Annotated in this window: 16 protein-coding genes and 1 pseudogene; 7 read left to right on the forward strand and 10 right to left on the reverse strand. The window is 72.1% G+C overall.

The genetic code is table 11. The features are described 5' to 3' along the window. The first annotated feature begins 53 nt into the window (after positions 1-53). Together AB0J76_RS19065 and AB0J76_RS19070 are read left to right on the forward strand one after the other, a co-directional pair. Positions 54-2087, forward strand: a complete 2034-nt coding sequence (locus AB0J76_RS19065) for a DUF3488 and transglutaminase-like domain-containing protein (protein ID WP_364390007.1) — start codon at positions 54-56, stop codon at positions 2085-2087. 8 nt (positions 2088-2095) lie between these two features. Further along, positions 2096-3046 (forward strand): winged helix DNA-binding domain-containing protein, encoded by a 951-nt coding sequence (locus tag AB0J76_RS19070; RefSeq protein ID WP_352320325.1) that lies wholly within the window; start codon positions 2096-2098, stop codon positions 3044-3046. 215 nt (positions 3047-3261) lie between these two features. Here AB0J76_RS19070 and AB0J76_RS19075 read toward each other — a convergent pair. Further along, positions 3262-3666: pseudogene (locus AB0J76_RS19075) on the reverse strand (FAD/NAD(P)-binding protein); the annotation flags it as partial. Between the two features lie 42 nt (positions 3667-3708). Between AB0J76_RS19075 and AB0J76_RS19080 the strand changes: the two are divergent. The 3 genes from AB0J76_RS19080 (at position 3709) to AB0J76_RS19090 (ending at position 7012) form a co-directional block, all read left to right on the forward strand. Continuing rightward, positions 3709-4293: an RNA polymerase sigma factor gene (locus AB0J76_RS19080; protein ID WP_352320324.1), complete on the forward strand. Its 585-nt coding sequence runs from the start codon at positions 3709-3711 to the stop codon at positions 4291-4293. Further along, positions 4286-5413, forward strand: a complete 1128-nt coding sequence (locus AB0J76_RS19085; protein ID WP_352320322.1) for a hypothetical protein — start codon at positions 4286-4288, stop codon at positions 5411-5413. The genes AB0J76_RS19080 and AB0J76_RS19085 overlap by 8 nt, the downstream gene beginning before the upstream one ends. Before the next feature lie 84 nt (positions 5414-5497). After that, positions 5498-7012: a heparinase II/III family protein gene (locus tag AB0J76_RS19090; RefSeq protein ID WP_352320320.1), complete on the forward strand. Its 1515-nt coding sequence runs from the start codon at positions 5498-5500 to the stop codon at positions 7010-7012. 281 nt (positions 7013-7293) lie between these two features. On the opposite strand, the gene AB0J76_RS19095 is transcribed toward AB0J76_RS19090, so the two are convergent. Further along, positions 7294-8115, reverse strand: a complete 822-nt coding sequence (locus AB0J76_RS19095) for a fumarylacetoacetate hydrolase family protein (RefSeq protein WP_352320318.1) — start codon at positions 8113-8115, stop codon at positions 7294-7296. Between the two features lie 445 nt (positions 8116-8560). Between AB0J76_RS19095 and AB0J76_RS19100 the strand changes: the two genes are divergently transcribed. Further along, a complete protein-coding gene (locus AB0J76_RS19100; RefSeq protein ID WP_352320316.1) occupies positions 8561-9313 on the forward strand; it encodes an IclR family transcriptional regulator in 753 nt (250 codons plus the stop codon). A 46-nt stretch (positions 9314-9359) separates the two neighbouring features. On the opposite strand, the gene AB0J76_RS19105 is transcribed toward AB0J76_RS19100, so the two are convergent. The 8 genes from AB0J76_RS19105 to AB0J76_RS19140 form a co-directional block, all read right to left on the reverse strand. Further along, positions 9360-9905: a hypothetical protein gene (locus AB0J76_RS19105; protein ID WP_352320314.1), complete on the reverse strand. Its 546-nt coding sequence runs from the start codon at positions 9903-9905 to the stop codon at positions 9360-9362. Next, positions 9902-11968: a hypothetical protein gene (locus tag AB0J76_RS19110; protein WP_352320312.1), complete on the reverse strand. Its 2067-nt coding sequence runs from the start codon at positions 11966-11968 to the stop codon at positions 9902-9904. The genes AB0J76_RS19105 and AB0J76_RS19110 overlap by 4 nt, the downstream gene beginning before the upstream one ends. Then, positions 11965-12201 carry a hypothetical protein gene (locus tag AB0J76_RS19115; RefSeq protein ID WP_352320310.1) on the reverse strand — a complete coding sequence of 79 codons (237 nt, stop codon included), beginning with the start codon at positions 12199-12201 and terminating at the stop codon, positions 11965-11967. The genes AB0J76_RS19110 and AB0J76_RS19115 overlap by 4 nt, the downstream gene beginning before the upstream one ends. A 337-nt stretch (positions 12202-12538) precedes the next feature. Then, on the reverse strand, positions 12539-14764 hold the full coding sequence (locus AB0J76_RS19120) for a glycoside hydrolase family 3 C-terminal domain-containing protein (protein ID WP_352320308.1): 2226 nt from the start codon (positions 14762-14764) through the stop codon (positions 12539-12541). Between the two features lie 11 nt (positions 14765-14775). Continuing rightward, the gene (locus AB0J76_RS19125; RefSeq protein ID WP_352320306.1) at positions 14776-15381 is read right to left on the reverse strand and encodes a TetR/AcrR family transcriptional regulator; all 606 of its coding nucleotides are present in this window, start codon (positions 15379-15381) and stop codon (positions 14776-14778) included. A 183-nt stretch (positions 15382-15564) separates the two neighbouring features. Continuing rightward, the gene (locus AB0J76_RS19130; RefSeq protein ID WP_352320304.1) at positions 15565-16683 is read right to left on the reverse strand and encodes a magnesium and cobalt transport protein CorA; all 1119 of its coding nucleotides are present in this window, start codon (positions 16681-16683) and stop codon (positions 15565-15567) included. A gap of 32 nt (positions 16684-16715) precedes the next feature. After that, on the reverse strand, positions 16716-17192 hold the full coding sequence (locus tag AB0J76_RS19135; RefSeq protein ID WP_352320302.1) for a nuclear transport factor 2 family protein: 477 nt from the start codon (positions 17190-17192) through the stop codon (positions 16716-16718). Positions 17193-17196: 4 nt separating this feature from the next. Continuing rightward, complete coding sequence (locus AB0J76_RS19140) at positions 17197-18084, reverse strand: amidohydrolase family protein (RefSeq protein WP_352320300.1); 888 nt, start codon at positions 18082-18084, stop codon at positions 17197-17199. 34 nt (positions 18085-18118) lie between these two features. Between AB0J76_RS19140 and AB0J76_RS19145 the strand changes: the two genes are divergently transcribed. Next, positions 18119-18823 carry a M50 family metallopeptidase gene (locus tag AB0J76_RS19145; protein WP_352320298.1) on the forward strand — a complete coding sequence of 235 codons (705 nt, stop codon included), beginning with the start codon at positions 18119-18121 and terminating at the stop codon, positions 18821-18823. Positions 18824-18835: the final 12 nt, after the last annotated feature.

The following is an 18835-nucleotide window of genomic DNA, read 5'->3' on the forward strand; positions in this document are numbered from 1 at the left end:
CTGTCGTTCCTCCGCCTGCGTTCGGGGTGGGGTGGCGGGGAGGGGTCGGGCTGGTGGTGGTGGCCGCCGTGGCCGGGGTCGCCGGGTGGGGGTTCCACCGGGTCTTCCCCGGCGCGGAGCTCCTGCTCGCGATCGTGCCCGCCGCCGTCGCCCCCGTCCTGGTGGCGGCGCTCACCGCGCGGCGGCCCCTGTGGCTGGCGCTCGCGCTCGACCTCGTCGCCTGGCTCGCCGGGACGATCCCGCTCTACCACGGCCTGGCCCCCGGCGTGCTCGCCGACGTGGCCGACGCCTGGCACGCGCTGCTCACCACGCTGCTCCCGGCCCAGCCCGAGCCGCGCCTGCTCGTCCTCGTGCACACGCTCGTCTGGGCCGCGGCCGTGATCGGCGCCGAGACCCTCACCCGCACCCGCACCAGGATCGCCGCCGCCGTCCCGGCCCTGGCCGTGTTCGCCGCCGCGCTGCTGCTCGGCGTGGACGGCGAGGGCTCGAACCTGCCGGTCGCCGCCGCCCTGTTCGTGCTCGTCGCCGCCCTCGCCCTGGTCCGCGACGACCGCTCGCCGCTCTGGCTGCTCGGCGGCCTGCCCGCCGCCGCCGTCCTGGCCGCCCTGGCGCTGGCGGTGGGGCCGCTGCTGCCCGTGGCGGCGCACCCGTACGACCCGAGGCAGGACGCCGAACCGCCGCCGCCCCGGCGGGTGGACAGCGTGAGCCCGCTCGACCGCGTGTCGGGCTGGCTGCAGATCCCCGACAGGGAGCTGTTCACCGTCAAGGCGGACAAGCCGCTCAACTGGCGGCTGGCCGTGCTCGACCGCTACGACGGCGTGCGCTGGACGTCCGGGGCCCGCTTCCGTCCCACGGGCGGCCGGGTCCCCGAGGGGGAGTGGACGGGAGCCGCCCGGGTCGTCCGGCAGCGGGTGACCTTCACCGGGCTGCCGGGGACGTGGCTGCCCGCCGCCGAACGGCCGGTCGAGGTCGACGGCGTGCCCGGGCTGGCCGCCGACCCGCAGAGCGGCGCCCTGCTGGCCGACCCCGCCGCGGGCGCCGGCAGGCGTCCTGGCAGGGGCTTCGCCTACGCGGTGACGTCCAGGGTGCCGGAGCCGTCGAAGGAGGACCTGCTGGCGGCCACCCCCGCGCACGACGACGCCGCGCTGACCGCGTTCCCGCCCGGGCCGCAGGAGAAGCTGTTCCGCGAGCTCGCGCAGCAGGCGACCAAGGGCGCGGACGCGCCGATCAAGCAGGCGTACCGGCTGCAGAGCTACCTGCGCACCAGCGCCTCCTACGACGTCACCGCGCCGCCCGGCCACTCGCTCAAGGGCCTGGAGTTCTTCCTGCGGACCACGCACCGGGGCACGTCGGAGCAGTTCGCGGCGACGTTCGCGCTCATGGCCAGGACGCTCGGGCTGCCCTCGCGGGTGGTGGTGGGCTTCCGGCCGGGACAGGCGTCCGGAGGCGTCTACCACGTCAGGTCGGGGCACGTCATGGCGTGGGCGGAGATCAAGTTCGAGCGGCTGGGCTGGCGGCCGTTCTACCCCACGCCCGGCCGCAGCGGCGCCAAGGACGACCACGACGTCGTCTCCTCGGCGATCGAGGAGAGCGAGCGGCTGGAGGGCGAGTTCGCGCGCGGGGGCGGCGACCGGTCCGGCACGGCCCGCCCGAAGGCCGGGGAACAGGGCGCGCCGCCCGGCGGCGGGCCGTCGCCCTGGCTGCCGGCCGCCGCCGCGGGCGGGGGCCTGCTGGTCGCGTACGCGGTGACGGCCGCCGTGCTGCCCTGGTGGCGCAGGCGGTCCAGAAGACGCCGCGGGACGCCCGGCGACCGCGTACTCGCCGCCTGGCGGCAGACCTGCCACGACCTGCGGCTGGGCGGCAGGCGGACGCTGACCGCCGAGGACGTCCTGACCGGCCAGCCCCCCGACATCACCACCCATCTCAGGCCGTTGGCCGAAATTTCGAACTTCGTCCGGTACGCCCCCGACGACGTCACCGACGCCGACGCCGCCCGCGCATGGGACGGCAGCGACGCCGTCCGCCGCGCCGCGCGCTCGCGCACCCCCCTCCCCACCCGCCTGCGCGACCGCCTCCTCCTGCGATGATCCAGGCCATGAGAAGCGTCGAGGCCCAGCTCCTGCACCGCCCGCCCGGCCTCACCGCGGCCGACGTCGTCCGGCACCTGACCGCGATCCAGGCCCAGGACGTGCCCTCCGCCCTGCTCGCCTTCCGCGCCCGCTCGGCCACCCTCACACCGTCCGCTATCGAGGCCGCCTGGCAGGCCCGCGAGATCGTCAGGACGTGGGGCCCGCGCGGCACGCTGCACTTCGTGCACGCCGACGACCTCCCCTGGATCCACGCCCTCACCAGCAGCGACACCGCGGCCCTGCGCCGCCTGCGGCAGGAGGGCGTCACAGGCGACGACCTGCTCCCGCTCGCCGTGAACGCGCTCGCCGGCCAGGGCCCGCTGACCAAGGCCGAGCTGACGGAACGCCTCGCCGGACGGGCCCGCGGCCAGGGCGTCGTGCACCTGATGGCGCTGGCCGCCCATCACGGCCTGGCGGTGCTCGGCCCGTCCAGGGCGGGCAAGCCGACGTACGTGCACGCGGGCGACTGGCTCGGCGCGCCCGTCGTGCCCGAGCCCGACCGCGGGAAGGCGCTGAAGGAACTGGCGGTGCGCTACAGCCGCGCCCATCACCCGGCCACCCCCGAGGACCTGGCCGCCTGGTCCGGCCTGCCGCTCGGCGAGGCCCGCGCCGCCTGGCGGGCGAGCACCGACCAGGAGCCGCCCGAGCCCGGCGAGCCCGTGCTGCGCCTCGCGCCCGCCTTCGACGAGTACCTGATGGGCTGGCGCGGCCGGGACGGCGTCCTGGCCGCCGAGCACGCCGCCGAGGTGTTCCCCGGCGGCGGCGTCCTGCGCCCGGTCGTGCTGTCGGCGGGGACGGTCGCGGGCGTGTGGTCCAGGAAGGGCGCGCAGGTGAGCGTGCAGCCGTTCGGCGAGCTGCCCGAGGAGCTGGTCCAGGCGGAGGTCGAGGACGTCCGCCGCTTCCTCAGCGGTCGCTGACCGCGTCTCCGCCGCGCTCCCCCTGGCCGAGCCCCCGGCGGCAGGACATCGAGCGGCATCTCCACGGCCGGCCCCGGCGGGACGTAGACGGCCCCGCTCCACCGCTCGGCGTGCCGGCCCGGCGTGAGCTGCTCCCGCGTGACCTCCACGTCCGCGTGCCCGGTCGTCAGCACCGCCTCGTCCACCCGGTACGCCGTCCCGCCCGCGCTGACCCGCAGCCCGTCCGCCGTCCGCACGATCCGCGTCACCTCGGCCACCACCGGACGCACCCCCACCCGCGGCGGCGCCGACGCGCACAACGCCGCGAACGCGTCGGCCAGGTACTGCCCGTAGAGCCGGCGCGGCGGGCACTCCGCCGGGTCGAGGCCGCCCCAGACGGCCGGCGACCCGAACCGCTCCTCGGGCAGGAGACCGTCGGGCGAGCGCACCGTGCTCTCGCCCGCCGTCGGGTTCGCCCCGAACCACGCGGGCCGGCCGGACCAGCAGCCGTTCCAGCACCGACAACCCCCGCGGTCCCACCCCGACCAGGGCGATGACCAGCTCCCCCATGCCATCCGCCTACCCGGAAGAAAGGCATGTGACCGTTGAGAGTGAATTGTCGTGAAAGCGATCCGGCGCATCGGGTGATAAGAGAAGAACCACTTGACGCACGGAGGCTGGACATGACGGGGGAGACCATCGCGACGGCGGTGCCGTGGGCCGCCCGCGCGCCCGGCGAGCGCACGCTCGACGAACGCTTCGAGGAGGTGTTCGACCGGTACTTCGGCGAGATCCACGCCTACGTCGCGCAGCGGCTCGGCCCCGACCACGCCGAGGACATCGTCGCCGAGACCTTCCTGACCGCCTTCCGCAAGCGCGCGCACTACGACCCGTCGCGGGCGGGCGTGCGCGCCTGGCTCTACGGCATCGCCACGAACCTCATCGGCAAGCAGCGCCGGCTGGAGGCCCGCACGCTGCGGGCGCTCGGCCGCTGCGGCCCCGACGGCGACGCGCCCGGCCACGAGGAGGCCGTCGCCCTGCGGGTCAGCGCCCAGAGCCTGCGTCCCGACCTGGCCGCCGCCCTGGCCGAGCTCGACCGGCGCGACCGCGACGTGCTGCTGCTCGTCGCGCTCGCCGGGCTGAGCCACGACGAGATCGCCACCGTCCTCGGCATCCCGTACGGGACCGTCGGGTCGCGGCTCAGCCGGGCCCGCAGGAAGCTGCGCGTCCTGCTCGGCACGCACGTCCTGGAGGCCACCCATGCCTGACCCCCGCCCGCCCGCCTCCGACGCCCCGGGGCCGCGCTCCTCCTCCGTCCCCGAGCAGTCCGGGCCCGCTCCTGACCCGCGCCCGTCCTCGGTCCCCGAGCAGTCCGGCCCCGCTCCCGACCCGCGCCCGTCCTCGGTCCCCGAGCAGTCCGGCCCCGCTCCCGACCCGCGCTCGTTTCCTGGCGGTGACGACCTGCGAGCCCTGCGTGACCTGTACGGGCATCCGGCGCCCGCGCCCTACGCCCAGGCCAGGGTATGGCGGCGGGTGGCGGCCGGACGCCGCCGCCGGCGCCTGACGCGGCTGTCGGCGCTCTCCCTTGCCACGGCCACGGCCGCCGCGCTCGCCGTGGCGCTCATGCTGGTCAGAGGGACGCCGCCCGCCGTGCCGGGCCGCTCGATCCTGCTAGCGGCGGCCAGTACGGCGGCCTCCGGACAGCAGGCGGCCTACTGGCACATCAGCCGGGTGCACGACGGCGACCGCCTCACCGAGCTCTGGGCCACCCGCGACGGCCGAGCCTGGACCTGCACCTTCACCCCGGTTCCCGACTCCACCGTTACGATCACCTCCACCCTGGCCCCCAGCTCGCCCCCTGCCGCCTCCGCGTCGGACCCGGGCCGCGCCACCACCCCAGCGCCCCCCTCGGGGCCGGCCTCCGAGGAGAGCTGTGCGGGGCGTGGGCGGGTCGTCCCGGTGACGGGCCGGGCGCCGTTCACCATGGCGGGCCGCGACCTGACGTTCCGCCAGATCCAGGAGCTGCCCGCCGACCCCGCGGCGCTCAGGGAGCGGGTGGCCGCCATGTTGCCTGCCGGTTCGGCGGGCCTGCTCGCCGACGCGCTCAGCGGCCTGCTGTGGAGCAAGCCGTCACCCCCCGCCGTACGCGCCGCCGCCTACCGGGCGCTGGCCGACCTGCCCGACGTCCGCTACCTGGGCGGTCGCGCCGACCCGCTGGGCCGTCCGGGGGAGGCGTTCAGCTATCCGCTCCCCACCGGCGTCCGGCGTACGTTGATCATCGACCCGGCCACCTCCCAGGTCCTGGCCGGCGCCGACGCGGGCGGGACCGGCAGCTCGCAGATCGTCCTCACGGCAGGCTGGACCGACCAGGCCCCCGACCTGCACTGACCCCCGACCTGCACTGACCCCATCCCGGCAGGCGCGTGACCGCCGCGCGGCGAGTTCAGCGCGCCCCGAAACAGGAGCCGCGACGTGTTCTGGCGTGCCCGCACGACCACCGGCAGGGCCATCTGCCTGAGCGACCAGTTCCCCGCCGCCGACGTCGCGGAGGTGATGGACGGACGAGTCCGATTCGCCGGCCTGCCACCCGCCGACCTCGGCACGGAGATCGACTGGACCGCCGACCCGTACGGCAACCGCTCCTGGGCGCTGAACCTGCACACGCTGCGCTGGGCGGGCCGGCTGGTCGCCGCGTACGAGCGCACGGGCGAGCGGGCCTGCCTGGAACGCGCCGCCGACGTGACCGCGCAGTGGATCAGCCGGAACCCGCGCGGCGGGCACGACCTGAGCCCGTGGGCGTGGGCCGAGCACGCCGTCGCCCTGCGCGCGCCCGTGCTGGTCTGCCTGAGCGAGCACGTGCGCACCCCGCAGCTGTGGGCGAGCCTGGCCGAGCACGGCGAGGTCCTGGCCGACCCCGCGCTCTACCGCGCGGGCCACAACCACGGGCTGGACCAGGACATCGGGCTGCTGCTCATCGGCTGCCGCCTCGGCCGCGCCAAGTGGCGTGACCTGGCCGTACGCAGGATGACCGGATCGGCCGAACTGGCCGTCGACGCCCAGGGCGTGCTGCACGAACAGGCCCCCCGCTACGGCCTGTACGTGCACCGCCGTCTCGGCGTGGCCCTGCGCGCGATCAGCGAGAGCGGCGCCGAGCCCCCAGCCCGCCTCGCCGGCCGCCGGACCGCGCTGGAGGGCTACATCGCGCACGCCACCCAGCCCGACGGCTGCCTGACCCCCATCGGCGACAGCCCGGCCGACACCCGCGCCCCCGGTTTCCCCCACGACGGCCCCCTCGTACGCGTCTTCGACGCCGGATACGTCTTCGGCAGGACCGCCTGGGACGACCCCCGCTCGGCCCACTACTCGATCAGGTTCGGCCCCGGCCGCCGCCTGCACGGCCACGAGGACCACCTCGGCGTCACCTACAGCGCCCAGGGCCGCCGCATCCTGGTCGAGGCCGGGTTCCACTCCTACGAACGCACCGAGTACGCGGCCTGGACCCGTACCCCGCAGGCCCACAACGTGCCTGTCCCGGACGGGGACTTCCGTCCCGGCACGGCCACCCGCCTGGTGCACGCCGACCTCGGCCCCGGACGCCAGGAGTTCGAGCTCGCCGACGACGCCTACGGGGTGACCAGGACCCGCCGCGTCCTGGTCGGGCACGGCGAGGACGTGATGGCCGTCCGCGACTCGGTGCCGTCGGGGACGCTGCGCAGCCTGTGGCACTTCGACCCCGCGCTACGGCTGGTCGAGCGGCGGCCGGACGCCGTGGTGCTCGGCGACGGCGGCTGGCGGGTCACGCTGCTCCAGCGGCCCGCGACGGGCATGGAGGTGGGGACCACCACCGTCTCCACCGGCTACCTGCGCACGGAGGAGGCGGTGACGATCACGTCAGGAAGCGCAGCCGAGGTCCTGACCGTGATCCTCCCAGGCACCGCCACCCCAGCCGCCCCCCACCTACCCCCGCCATGGAACCCTTCACCCTGACCCGCACACCGAGCACACCGTCCTGCAGCGAGCACCGCGCCCTCCCTACCGCCGGCATCCGTCCGCTGGGACCGCCCCTGCACCACGTCTCCTGCGCCCGCCGCCGAACCCTCGTGCAGTTCGGCAGCCACCCACGACGGCGCCGGCAGCACCGGGCGACGGTCGAGGTCGGCTGCGCACAGGCGATCAGGGAAGGAAACGTCGTCGCGGCACCCAGAAAGACCAGGTCCGGCCCGGGGCGGTCCGGGAAATACGTCGGCCCGGCGTCCGGCGAGGCCGGGTCAGGTCAAGCGGCGAGCCGTGTTCACCAGCTCGCCGACCCCCGCGATCCGGGTGACGACCTTGCTCCCGTCCATCAGGTACCGCGGCGGCCTCCGGGCATGCCCCACCCCTCCGGGCGTGCCGGTCGCGATGACGTCGCCCGGCCGCAACGTGAGGATCTGTGACAGGTACGCGATCAGCTCGGCCGGCGGGAACACCAGGCCGGCCGTGTCCGCCTGCTGCACGACCTCCCCGTCCACCTCGCACTCCAGGGTCATCGCCCCGCTGATCTCGTCCGGCGTGACGAGGAAGGGCCCGAACGGCGTCGTCCCCTCGAACGTCTTGCCCTGCAGCCACTGCGCCGTACGGTTCTGGTAGTCCCTGGCCGTCACGTCGTTGAGCACCGAGTACCCGGCGATGGCCGCCTCGGCCTCCTCGCGCGAGGCGCCGCGCACCTCCGCCCCGACGATCACGGCCAGCTCACCCTCCCAGTCCATGGAGTCCGACACCGCGGGCAACTCGATGTCGTCGTACGGCCCGATCAGCGCCTCGGCGAACTTCGCGAACACCGTCGGATACCGCGGCAACTCCCGTCCCATCTCCAGGATGTGATCGCGGTAGTTGAGCCCGACACAGATGATCTTCCCCGGCACCGGCACCACGGGCGCCAGGTCCGCCGTGGACAGCGGATGCCGCGCCCCGTCCGCCGCGGCGGCCACCTCCCGCCAGCGCGGATCGGCCAGCAACATCCCGACGTCGGGCGCCCCGACCTCAACGGCGTGCTCCCCGTCGATCCGGACGGCGGCCGTACGGCGCGGCAGTCGCAGCGTCGCGAGCTTCACTCGAGCTCCTCTCGATACTGGTGCAGGCCCTCAGACGGGCGTGTCGGAGAAACAGAACAACTCGAACCGGGTCCGCGCCTGAAACCACCGCGTCCCGGATGCGGCGATGCCCAGGCGACAGCAGCCCCAGGCACTGGATGCCCGCCCGAAGGCCGGGGTGACACCCGGCGGACCGTCCGGACCGGAGTGGGCCGGCACGACAGCCCCACGCTCGCCACCCACCCACCCACCCCACCTCGCCCGCCCGCTGGACCGTCGGATGCAGCGTCTTCCACTCACCCCCACGCACCCGCGCCCCGACCCAGGACGAACACGCATCAAGCCGCCGACCTAATCCCAGAACAGGACGGATGCCCGGCGGTGAGGCCCGCATGTACCCCCCTCCTCGGGATTCATGCTGCCCAACGCTAGGGAGTAATTCCGCGTACTGCACTAGCGTTCTGCTGTGAAGAACAAGCCCGCGTACCCCCTGGGCTCGGTCGACAACGCGCTGCTCCTGCTCCACATGCTGCGTGACCAAGGACGTCTCAAGGTCACCGACGTCGCCAAGGAGCTCGGCATCGCCCGTTCGACCGCGCACCGCCTGCTGGCGATGCTGGTCTATCGCGACTTCGCCGTCCAGGACGAGCACCACGCCTACCTGCCGGGCCCCTTCCTCGGCCCGGCGGCGGGCGACGGCGGCGGCTCGTCCCTGCGCGAGCTGCGCGCGCACGTCCGGCCGGCCATGGAGGCCCTGTGCGCCCGCGTCCGGGAGACCGTGAACCTCATGGTCAGGATGGGCACCGAAGTACGCTTCCTGGACAGCATCGAATCCCCGCAGATCCTGTACGTCGGCGACCGCCGTGGCACGATCCTGCCCGCCCACCGCGCCTCCGGCGGCAAGGTCCTGCTGTCCTCGCTGCCCCGCGACCAGCTCGCCGCCCTCTACCAGGACCTGCCCGACCAGGAACGCGCGTCCCTGCTCCGCGAACTCGACGAGATCCGCCCCCGCGGCTACGCCCTCAACCTCGACGGCACGGAACAGGGCGTCTCGGCGATCGGAGCGGCGCTACGCAACGGCCGCGGCACCCCCGTAGGAGCCCTGTCCATCTCGATCCCCTCGGCCCGCTACACCCCCGAACGCCTCCCGTCCCTCCTGACCGACCTCCGCCAATCCATAACCGAAGCCGAACCCCACCTCACCGACTTCCCCACCTGACCCGCCAGAAGCCCCCGACAGCCGCCGATCACCACAAGACAACCGACTATCGAGGGGAGGTGAGCAGCAACGGCTTGAGCTGCCGAAAAAACTCCACCGCATCCGCCAGAGAATCCCTCCCCGGCGCCCCCTCGATGATGTTCACGGTAAGCAGCCGCCTGTAGTCAGACGTCCACCCGTAGACAAACGCAATGTTCTGACCCTGACCATTCTTCCGTCGAGCGGCGAAACCGGGCCCGAGACCATAAGGAAGATCGGTCCCATTGGTGGATCGTCTTGTGTTCTCCAGATCTTCCGCATCATCCGGCGACGGATCGAACACTTCGATCACGAGCCCCAGCTTGCCTTCTGCGGTCAGATCCGTGGCCACGGAGCATGACGCGAAACGGCCCTTGTCCATTTTCGTGCCGACGGCACTGTAGTTCTTGAAACCTGTGGCGATCTTGATAGCGTCCGCCGAGATCATGTCGCATTCCTGGGGCGTTGCGGTCACGTCACCCAGCGGCCGGTTGTCCGGCGGCAGAGTAGAGGGGGCCGAACATGCTGACATCGTGAGAGCGCTGAGGAAGGTCACCAAGGACCAGATTCTCATGAATCTCGCTCCTGATAGTTGGCCTCGGACTCCTTGAAACCGAGCACGATGGCCGCGTCCGGGCGGTCGAACACGCGGCCGGTCTCGTTGAGATGCAGCCACTCGTCGTAGGACTCCCGCTGGTCCGAGTTCATTTCGTCCCAAGGCTTGATCTCTCCATTGACCAGGAAATGCCCGGCAGCCCCCGGCGAGAAGTCCTTGTGACGGTACGGATGCGTTCTGGCCGGTACGGAACCGTCCCCGAACAAGCCGTGGCGCATCATGGTGGCGGCGGTCAGGTCCGAGAACATGTGTTTGGCGGCCCCCAGCGCATCGTCGGCGTTCATGCGAGCCTGTTCCTCCCGGTTGGGCTTGATCTTGCCGAAGAGCTCTCCCTTGGCCGTGTCGACCAGCAGTCCGATGAACTTGCCGGGAGGGCCAGGGGCAAGCCCGGCGACCGCTTCCGTCATCTCCTTGAACGCGGAGAAGCGGGCGTCTTCGGCCTTCGCCTTCTCGATGCCGGAGATGTTGGCCGCATCGGTGATCATCCACGTCGTGACGCTGAGGCCGCGTGCCGCTCGGGCGAACTCCGCGCCTCCACTCCGGCTCATCCGCTCCTCGAGGATGTCCTGCCGTGCGGCGTCCAGTTGCCGCCGAGTGGCGCCGGGATGCGCCCGGCGCCACGCCGTGAGATCCGCCTCGACCTCCGATTCGATCTTGGTTGCCAGTTCGTCCAGCATCCGGGCGGCGTACAGGCCGTGCGCGGCGGTCACCTTCCGGAAGGCGTCGTCGTCCTCGAACGCCCAGGCCATGGCCTGCTTCATGTCCTTGGCGTTGAACTTGGCGCCGTAGGGGTCGCCGCCGAGGAGGTTCTTGTCCGCATTGGCGCTTGCCTCCACTCCGGGCCGCTTGTCGGTGAACGACTGGGCGTCGCGGTGTACGTCGCCGATGTACTGGGTGAGGACGATGCCGAGGTGGGGGCGGGTGGAGGGGAGGTTGGTCTGGACCTTGGGGTCGCTCCAGAAGCGGACCGCCCATGAGGCGATCAGGGCGGACTTGTAGCCGCGTGATCCGCCCGGTGGCAGGTCGTGGTCGCGGAACTCCGTGGTGGCGGCCTGGATGGCCCAGCCGAGGTCGGCGTCGGCGTCGCCGAGCCAGGGGTGGGTGCGCATCAGGTACGCGAGGGGTTTGCGAGCGGGGTCGGTGAAGAAGTCCTGGGCCACGGCGGGGTGGTGGGCCAGGGCGATCAGGGCGGTGCCCATGGGGCTGAGGTCGCCGGGGGAGACGTCTCTGGGGCCGGGGAGCGTCCAGGGGTCTCGGGGGAGGGACAGGTCGGGGGGATGGGCCAGGTCCTGGTCGTGCAGCTTGCGGACCAGGGTGAGCAGGAAGGTGTGGTCGAAGTCGCCGTCCTGGAGGAGTCTTTTCACGGCGAACGCGTCCTGGGGGTGGTCGATGTCCTCGATCAGGCGGTCGGCGTAGTCGGCGGCCAGGCGCATCCGGCCGACGCCGTGGGAGGCGGTGCCCAGCAGGGTGCTGAGCATGGTGAGGAACCTGTCCTGGGTGGCCGTGTCGTAGAGGAGGGGACGGTCGCCGGGCGGGAGGTCGGAGGAGTAGGCGCGGGCTATGAGCGATTTGAGTTCACGTGGCGGCATCAGGGTGAGGAAGGCCACGGCGAAGAACGGGTCGTTCTTGTGACGTTCGAGTTCGGCGACGGATTCTGCGTCGAGTGAATGGGATGCGATTTTTGCACGGAGTCGCGCGGCCAGTGCGGTGGCCGCGGCCGTGCCTTCGGAGGGGGATTTCGACAGCCATGGGGATTCGTCGGCCCACAGGACGCCGTCTTCGCCGGGGCGCCGGTCCGGGGTGGCGAGGATGAGGTCGAGACGGCCCTGGAGTGTGGGGATCCGGTCGTGCAACTGGCGGCCGATGGTCGACAGCTGGGCCGGCCCCCACAGGGACAGGCCCAGGGTGGTGAGGGCTCGTTCGACTTGGAGGCCGATGTCGGGGAGCGTGCGGCCTGCTCGGTTCATGCCGTTGATGAGCTGGGTCATCAGGGCGGGGTCGATGCCCACGGGAGGGGTCATGAGGCGGGCTCGGACGGGTGCAGTGTGTCGAGCAGCCTCAGTGCCCGGGTGAAGAGGTCCTTGAAGCCGTGGTCCCAGGTGCGCAGGTCGGCGGCGAGGCTGTCGCCGGCGGGGCCCTTGAGCGCGCCGCCGTCCACCAGACGGATCAGGGCCGTCAGGTCGTTGGCGTGTTCGTCGCGCAGCCGTTCGATGTGACGCCGGGCGGCGGTTATTTCGTGCTGCGTCGCCATCATCACCCGATTTCGTTGCGCTTTGGGGGCGGGGGAGGGGTGGTCGATGGCATATTAGCCCGCCGCGTCGGCGTCGGTGAAATGAAAAAGGGGCCCTCGCGTAATTCGGCTCTGGGCTGATGAATTAGAGGTGGGGAGTTTGTAATGATAAATAGACTAAACGCATTATTTGTTGGATAGAGGCGAGGAGGAAGTGTTGGGGTGGGTGTCAGGTGAAGGGAGACGAGCGCTGGTGGCGAGGCTGAGTGTGGAGGGCGCGGTGCTGCTGGGGGAGATGAGGGTGCGTCCTCTTGGGGGGACGGTCATGGGGTTTGCCCAAGAGGACGGATGGATGGACGGCCTAACGGTCATCCCCTGGGACGGCGTTCCGGGTGGCGGTGACGAGGTCGGCGACGACCTCGGCCGTCAGGCCGATGCCGAACGTGCGGAACTTGATCAACGGGATGCCGAGCGCCAGCCCCACCAACGGCGAATCGGTCCGGTCGAGGTCGGGCAGCCCCGGGGCCTGCCGGAGCCGTTCCTTCAGCACCCGGCCGCCCACCGGGTGCGCCAGCCACTCGCCCAGCGTGGACATCTCACTCAGTTCGCCCACATATCCGTCGCCGGGCGTGCTCATCTCCGCGCGCAGCCGGATGTCCCGTGACGACGCGCCCACCTCGACGGTGAACGCGCCGGGGTCGATCCGCCAGCCGCCGCGCGTCACCGACCACCGCGCCAGGTCGCGCGGCCCGAGGGTGAGCCGTACGCGTTCGCTCGCCCCGGGGGCCAGGCCGACCTTGGCGAAGGCGCGCAGCCCGTGGCGGGGCCGCGAGGGATGTTCGGCCTCGAAGGCGACGTAGAGCTGGGCCACCTCCTGGCCGTGGCGGTCGCCGGTGTTGGTGACGGTGAAGGCGACGTCCCAGGTGTGCGGGCCGGTCTCGTGCACGTCCAGGTCGGAGTACTCGAACCGGGTGTAGGTCAGCCCGTGGCCGAAGGGGTAGGCGACCTCGGTGCCCAGCGTGTCGTGGTGCCGGTAGCCGACGTAGCGGCCCTCGCCGTACACGACGTGGCCGTCGGAGCCGGGGAAGTGCAGGTGGGACGGCACGTCGGCGAGGCGCAGCGGGATCGTCTCGGTGAGCCGTCCGGACGGGCTGTGCGTGCCGAGCAGCAGGTCGGCCAGCGCCGCGCCGCCCGCCTGGCCGAGCAGCCAGCCCTCCAGGACGGCCGAGGCGAGGTGCCGCCACCCGGCCACCGACACGACCCCGCCGTTGGACAGCACGACGACCACCCGCGGGCACACCTCGGCCACCTGGTGCAGCAGCTCGACCTGGACGCCGGGCAGGTCGATCGAGGTGCGGTCGAAGCCTTCGGACTCGGCGGCCTCGGGCAGGCCGAGGAACACCACGGCCACCTCCGCCGCCGCCGCGCTCTCCACGGCCTCCCGGGCCAGGTCGGCGTCGGCCTGGCCGTCGAGCCGGTAGCCGGCGGCGAACGTCAGCCCCTCGACGGCCCGGCCGAGCGCGTCGAGCGCGGTGTCCAGGCGGGTGGGCACCACGTGCGAGCTGCCGTGGCCCTGGTAGCGCGGGGTGCGGGCGAGCTCGCCCAGCACGGCCACGCGCAGGCCGGGGGCGAGCGGCAGCACGCCGTCGTTCTTCAGCAGCACTGCGGAGGCGCGGGCGGCCTCGCGGGCCAGCTCGTGGTGCTCGTCGACGTCCCAGCCGTCGTGCCGCTCGCGGCCGGCGACGCGTTCGGCGAGCCCGGCCACGCGGCCCGCCGCCAGGTCGAGCACGGACTCGGGCAGGCGGCCCGAGCGCACCGCGTCCTCGATCAGGCCGTCGGTGCCGGTGGGCGGCATCTCCAGGTCCAGGCCGGCTTCGAGGGCCGCCACCCGGTCGTTGACCGCGCCCCAGTCCGACATCACCAGGCCGTCGAAGCCCCACTCCTCGCGCAGCAGGGTGGTCAGCAGCCAGCGGTGCTGGGAGGCGTACACGCCGTTGACGCGGTTGTAGGAGCTCATGATCGCGTACGGGCGGGCCTCGCGGACGATGTGCTCGAAGGCGGGCAGGTAGATCTCGCGCAGCGTGCGCTCGTCGACGTCCGCGCTGATCCGCATGCGGTCGGTCTCCTGGTTGTTGACCGCGAAGTGCTTCACGCAGGCCCCGACGCCGCGCGACTGGACGCCGGTGACCAGCGCCGCCCCCATCACCCCGGTGAGGTACGGATCCTCGGAGAAGTACTCGAAGTTGCGCCCGCACAGCGGCGACCGCTTGATGTTCACCCCCGGGCCGAGCACGACGTCCACCCCCAGCGCGGCGGCCTCCTTGGCCAGCGCCGCGCCCACCCGGCGGGCCAGCGCCGGGTCCCACGAGGAGCCGAGAGCCACGGCGGGCGGGAAGCACGTGGCGGGCTCGCTGCGGGTCAGGCCGAGCGCGTCGCCGGCGTCCTCGCGCTGGCGGCGGATGCCGTGCGGCCCGTCCGACAGCGTGAGCGCGGGCACCGCGTCGCGGACCGCCGTGGTGTGCCAGGTGTCGCTCCCGGACGTGAGCGACGCCTTCTCTGCCGTGGTGAGGTCGGGGGGAAGAGCCATGGAACACCTCGTTATCTGGGCTGCAGTCCTAGTTGCTTGAGGAAGGTGATGACGGCGGCACGCATGTCCACCTGGTCCGGGTCGAGCAGCCACTGCGTCTGCAGGCCGTCGACGAGCGCGATGAGCTGCTGGGCGACGGCGTCGGGATCGTGGTCGAGCGGCGGCGTGGCGCGTTCGAACAGGGCGCCGAGCAGCCACGCGGCCTGCCGGCGCAGCCTGCGGTAGCGCTGGACGAAGTAGTCGTGGGCGGGATGGCCGGGATCGGCGGCCTCGCCGGAGATCTTCACGTACAGCCCGACCAGGCCGGGCGTGCCCATGTTCCTGGCGACCTGCTCGACCGCGCGGTCGAGCAGCTCCTGCGGCGAGAGCCCGTCGTCGGGGCCGCCCATCAGCTCGCCGTCGACCTCGTCGCGGCGGCTGAGCACCTGGATGAGCAGGCTCTCCTTGCCGGGGAAGTGGTGCAGCAGCCCTGCGTGGGTCAGGCCCGCGTGCGCGGCGATGTCGCGCAGCGACACCGCGTGGAAACCCGAGCGGGAGAACAGCTCCGTGGCGGAGTCGAGGATGCGGGCGCGCGTGCGCTCGCCCTTGCTCCCTCGCCGTGGCGTCGGTTCGGTCACCGGCCGGCCTTTCTGGGTCTGGGGGCACGCGGGCTGCGAATGCGGGCCGGGGGACCGCGGGATCGGCCCTCCACCGGCTCGCCCAAGAACCTACCACGTGGTTAGTTTCGCGGACCAACGCCCGCGGCGGACCACGGCGGACCACGGCGTACCGCAGCGGACCACGGCCGACCGCGGCGGGCCCTAGAGCCAGTCGCGGCGTTTGAAGACCATGTAGAGCACCATGCACACCGCCGCCATCAGCAGGATCGCGAACGGGTAGCCGAACACCCAGTGGGTCTCGGGCATGAAGTCGAAGTTCATCCCGTAGATGGTGCCGACCAGCGTCGGGGCGAACAGGATGGCCGCCCACGCGGAGATCTTCTTGACCTCCTCGCCCTGCTGGATGCTGGCCTCGGTCATGCGGGCCATCTCCGCGTTCTGGGCCTGGGTCACCAGCGTGGAGTTGACCACCAGGATGTTCTGCAACATCTGGCGGAAGGCCGAGATGCGCTCGGTCACGGTGATCGCGTGGTCGGCGACGTCGCGCAGGTAGCTCTGCAGCTCGTCGTTGACGCCGTACTTGGCGGCGCCGGCGATGAAGCCGTGGATCATGCCCACCAGCGGCGCGGTGGCCCGCTGGAACTCGATCACCTCGCCGGACAGCTCGTAGACGCGCCGCGACACCGAGGGGTCGCCGCTGAAGACCTCGACCTCGATCTCCTCGATGTCCTTCTGCAGCCCGGCCACCACCGGCGCGTAACCGTCGACCACGGCGTCGAGGATCGCGTACAGGACGGCCTGCGGGCCCTGGCGCAGCAGGTCGGGGTCGGACTCCATGCGCTTGCGCACGCCCTGCAGGTCGGGGGCCTCGGCGTGGCGCACGGTGATCACGAAGTTGGGGCCGACGAAGACGTGCAGCTCGCCGAAGGCCACCTCCTCCACGTCGTCGAGGTAGCGGGCGGCGCGCAGCACCACGAACAGCGTGTCGCCGTAGCGGTCGGCCTTGGCCCGCTGGGAGCCGACGATCGCGTCCTCCAGCGCCAGCTCGTGCAGCTCGAACTCCTCGGCGAGCTTGACCAGCTCCCACTCCTTCGGACGGTAGAGGCCGATCCAGGCCATGCTGTCCGGCATCTGCTTGAGTCGTTCGAAGGCGTCGGCGAGCGAGCCGGGGTTGTCGACCCGCTCGCCGTTCTGGTAGACGGCGTTGTCGATCACGGTGGGCCGGTAGGGGTGCTCCTCGGCGGCGCGCGGGTCCATCGAGTGCTCCGGCGCCTCCTCGCGGTTGTCACCGCTGCGCCTGAACCCCTTCACCCTGGCCATGCACCCTCCGTTCCGGTTGCCGTGTCGACTACTTACTGTGGGGACACCAGGCTGTCGAGCTCCTGGGTCGCCCGGTCCCTGATGGTCTTGCGCCACATCGGCGTCCAGCCGAACAGCAGCCCCTGCGGCCTGCCGAGAGCCATTCTGGACCAGCGCCTGAAGTCGAAATCGTCGTGGTGGCGGACGATGAGGTCGTCCTCGAACCTGAACAGCGCGTCGATCTCGTTGACGACCGTGCGGCCGGTGGAGGAGAAGGTGTAGCTGGCCGTCCAGTGGGCCGAGCCGCTGAACTCGTCGGCCTGGACGTCGCGGTAGGCGGATCTCAGTCCGTCGCGCACGCCGAGCTGCAACCGCCACATCGCCATCACCCGGTCGCGGCCCTCGACCTCCTGGAAGATGGGGTCGCCGAAACTGATCTCGGGGTGGTAGCAGCGTTCCATGGCCGCGAAGTCCGCGCGGCCCAGAGCGTCGTAGAAGGCGCTGATGAGCGCCACGTGCCGATCGTTCACCTTGCTATCGAATCATGGCCGCACCATTGTCCCAGCACACCGCCCGCAGCCACTGCTCGCCGAGATCCAGGCGGGCGAGTGCGTCGAGCTGGTGCGCGTAGGGGTACGGGATCGTCGGGAAATCGCTGCCGAGCACCACCTTCCCCGAAAGCCCGAGATCACGCAGAACCGGGCGCAATCGGTGGGGAAACGGCATGCCGCGCTCGGAGAAGTCGGTGAAGGCCATGGTGGTGTCCAGGGCGACCCGCTCATGGCGGACGGCCAGCTCGAAGAACGGCTCGTACTCGGGCATGCCCAGATGCGCGATCACCGCCCGCAGCCGCGGATGGGCGGCCAGCACCGCGCCGATCGGCCCCGGCCCCACGTGGCCGCCGGGCACGGGCACCGAGCTGGCGTGCACGACCACGGGCACGCCCGACTCCGCCAGCAGCCCCCAGACCTCGGTCAGCTCGGGCGCGGCCGGGTCGAAGCCGCCGACCTGGAGGTGCACCTTGAAGATCTGGACGCCGTCCGCCAGCGCCGCGCGCACATAGCCGGCGACGCCCGGCTCGGGGTAGAACGTCGCCGACGGCAGGCAGTCGGGGTTGCGGCGGGCGAAGTCGAGCGTCCAGGCGTTGAGGTCGCGGGCCATGTCCGGCCGGTGCGCGTACGCCAGGGCGGGGAAACGCCGTACGCCCATCTCGCGCAGCCTCGTCAGCCGCTCCTCGACCGGCTGTTCGTACTCGATCTTCCAGCCGGCGCCCATCAGCGGGCCGCCGTGGTTGAAGTGATGCCAGACCCGGCGTTCCATTCGTTCGGGCAGGAAGTGCACATGCAGGTCGATCACGCCCGGCAGCCCGAGGTCGCGCCACCACGCCGGAACGTCCGCGTCAGAATGTAGTTCTGCGGCCACAGCCGGGACTTTACCCGGCTAGTGTTTCTCCTCGATGGACATGCTCTGGACCCACCTGATCAAGGTTCAGCCTGACCCCGACCCCTGGGTCGTGCTGGTCTCGGCGCTGGCCGCGCTGGCGGTCGTCGCGTTCCGCACACCCTGGCAGGTGTCCAGGGGCCTGATCACGATCGCCCACGAGGGCGGCCACGCGGTCATGGCGCTGCTCACCCGGCGCAAGCTCGAAGGCATCCGGCTCCACTCCGACACCTCCGGCGTCACGCTGACCAGGGGCCGCCCCAACGGCCCCGGCATGGTGCTGACCGCGCTCGCCGGCTACCTGGCCCCCTCGCTGCTGGGGCTGGCCGCCGCCTGGCTGACCGAGCAGGGCCGCATCACGCTGCTGATCTGGAGCGTGCTGCTCTTCCTGGTGTGCATGCTGCTGCTGATCCGCAACCTCTACGGCGCGCTGATCCTGCTGGTCACCGGGGGCGCGGTGTTCGCCCTGTCCATGTACGCGCCCGCCGAGGTCCAGCAGATCGTGGCCATGGTCGCGACGTGGTTCCTGCTGTTCGGCGGCGTCCGGCCGATCGTCGAGCTGCAGCGCAAGCGGCGCCGGCGGCAGGCCAGAGACTCCGACGCCGATCAGCTCGCCCGGCTGACGTTCCTGCCCGGCGGCTTCTACGTCTTCTTCTTCCTGGTCGTGGCCGCCGTGTCGGTGGTGTTCGGGGCGTACCTGATGAACCCGTTGACCCCTTGAAAGCCGAAATTT

Origin of the sequence: Nonomuraea sp. NPDC049624, assembly GCF_040675255.1 — a bacterium.
Taxonomy (GTDB): domain Bacteria; phylum Actinomycetota; class Actinomycetes; order Streptosporangiales; family Streptosporangiaceae; genus Nonomuraea.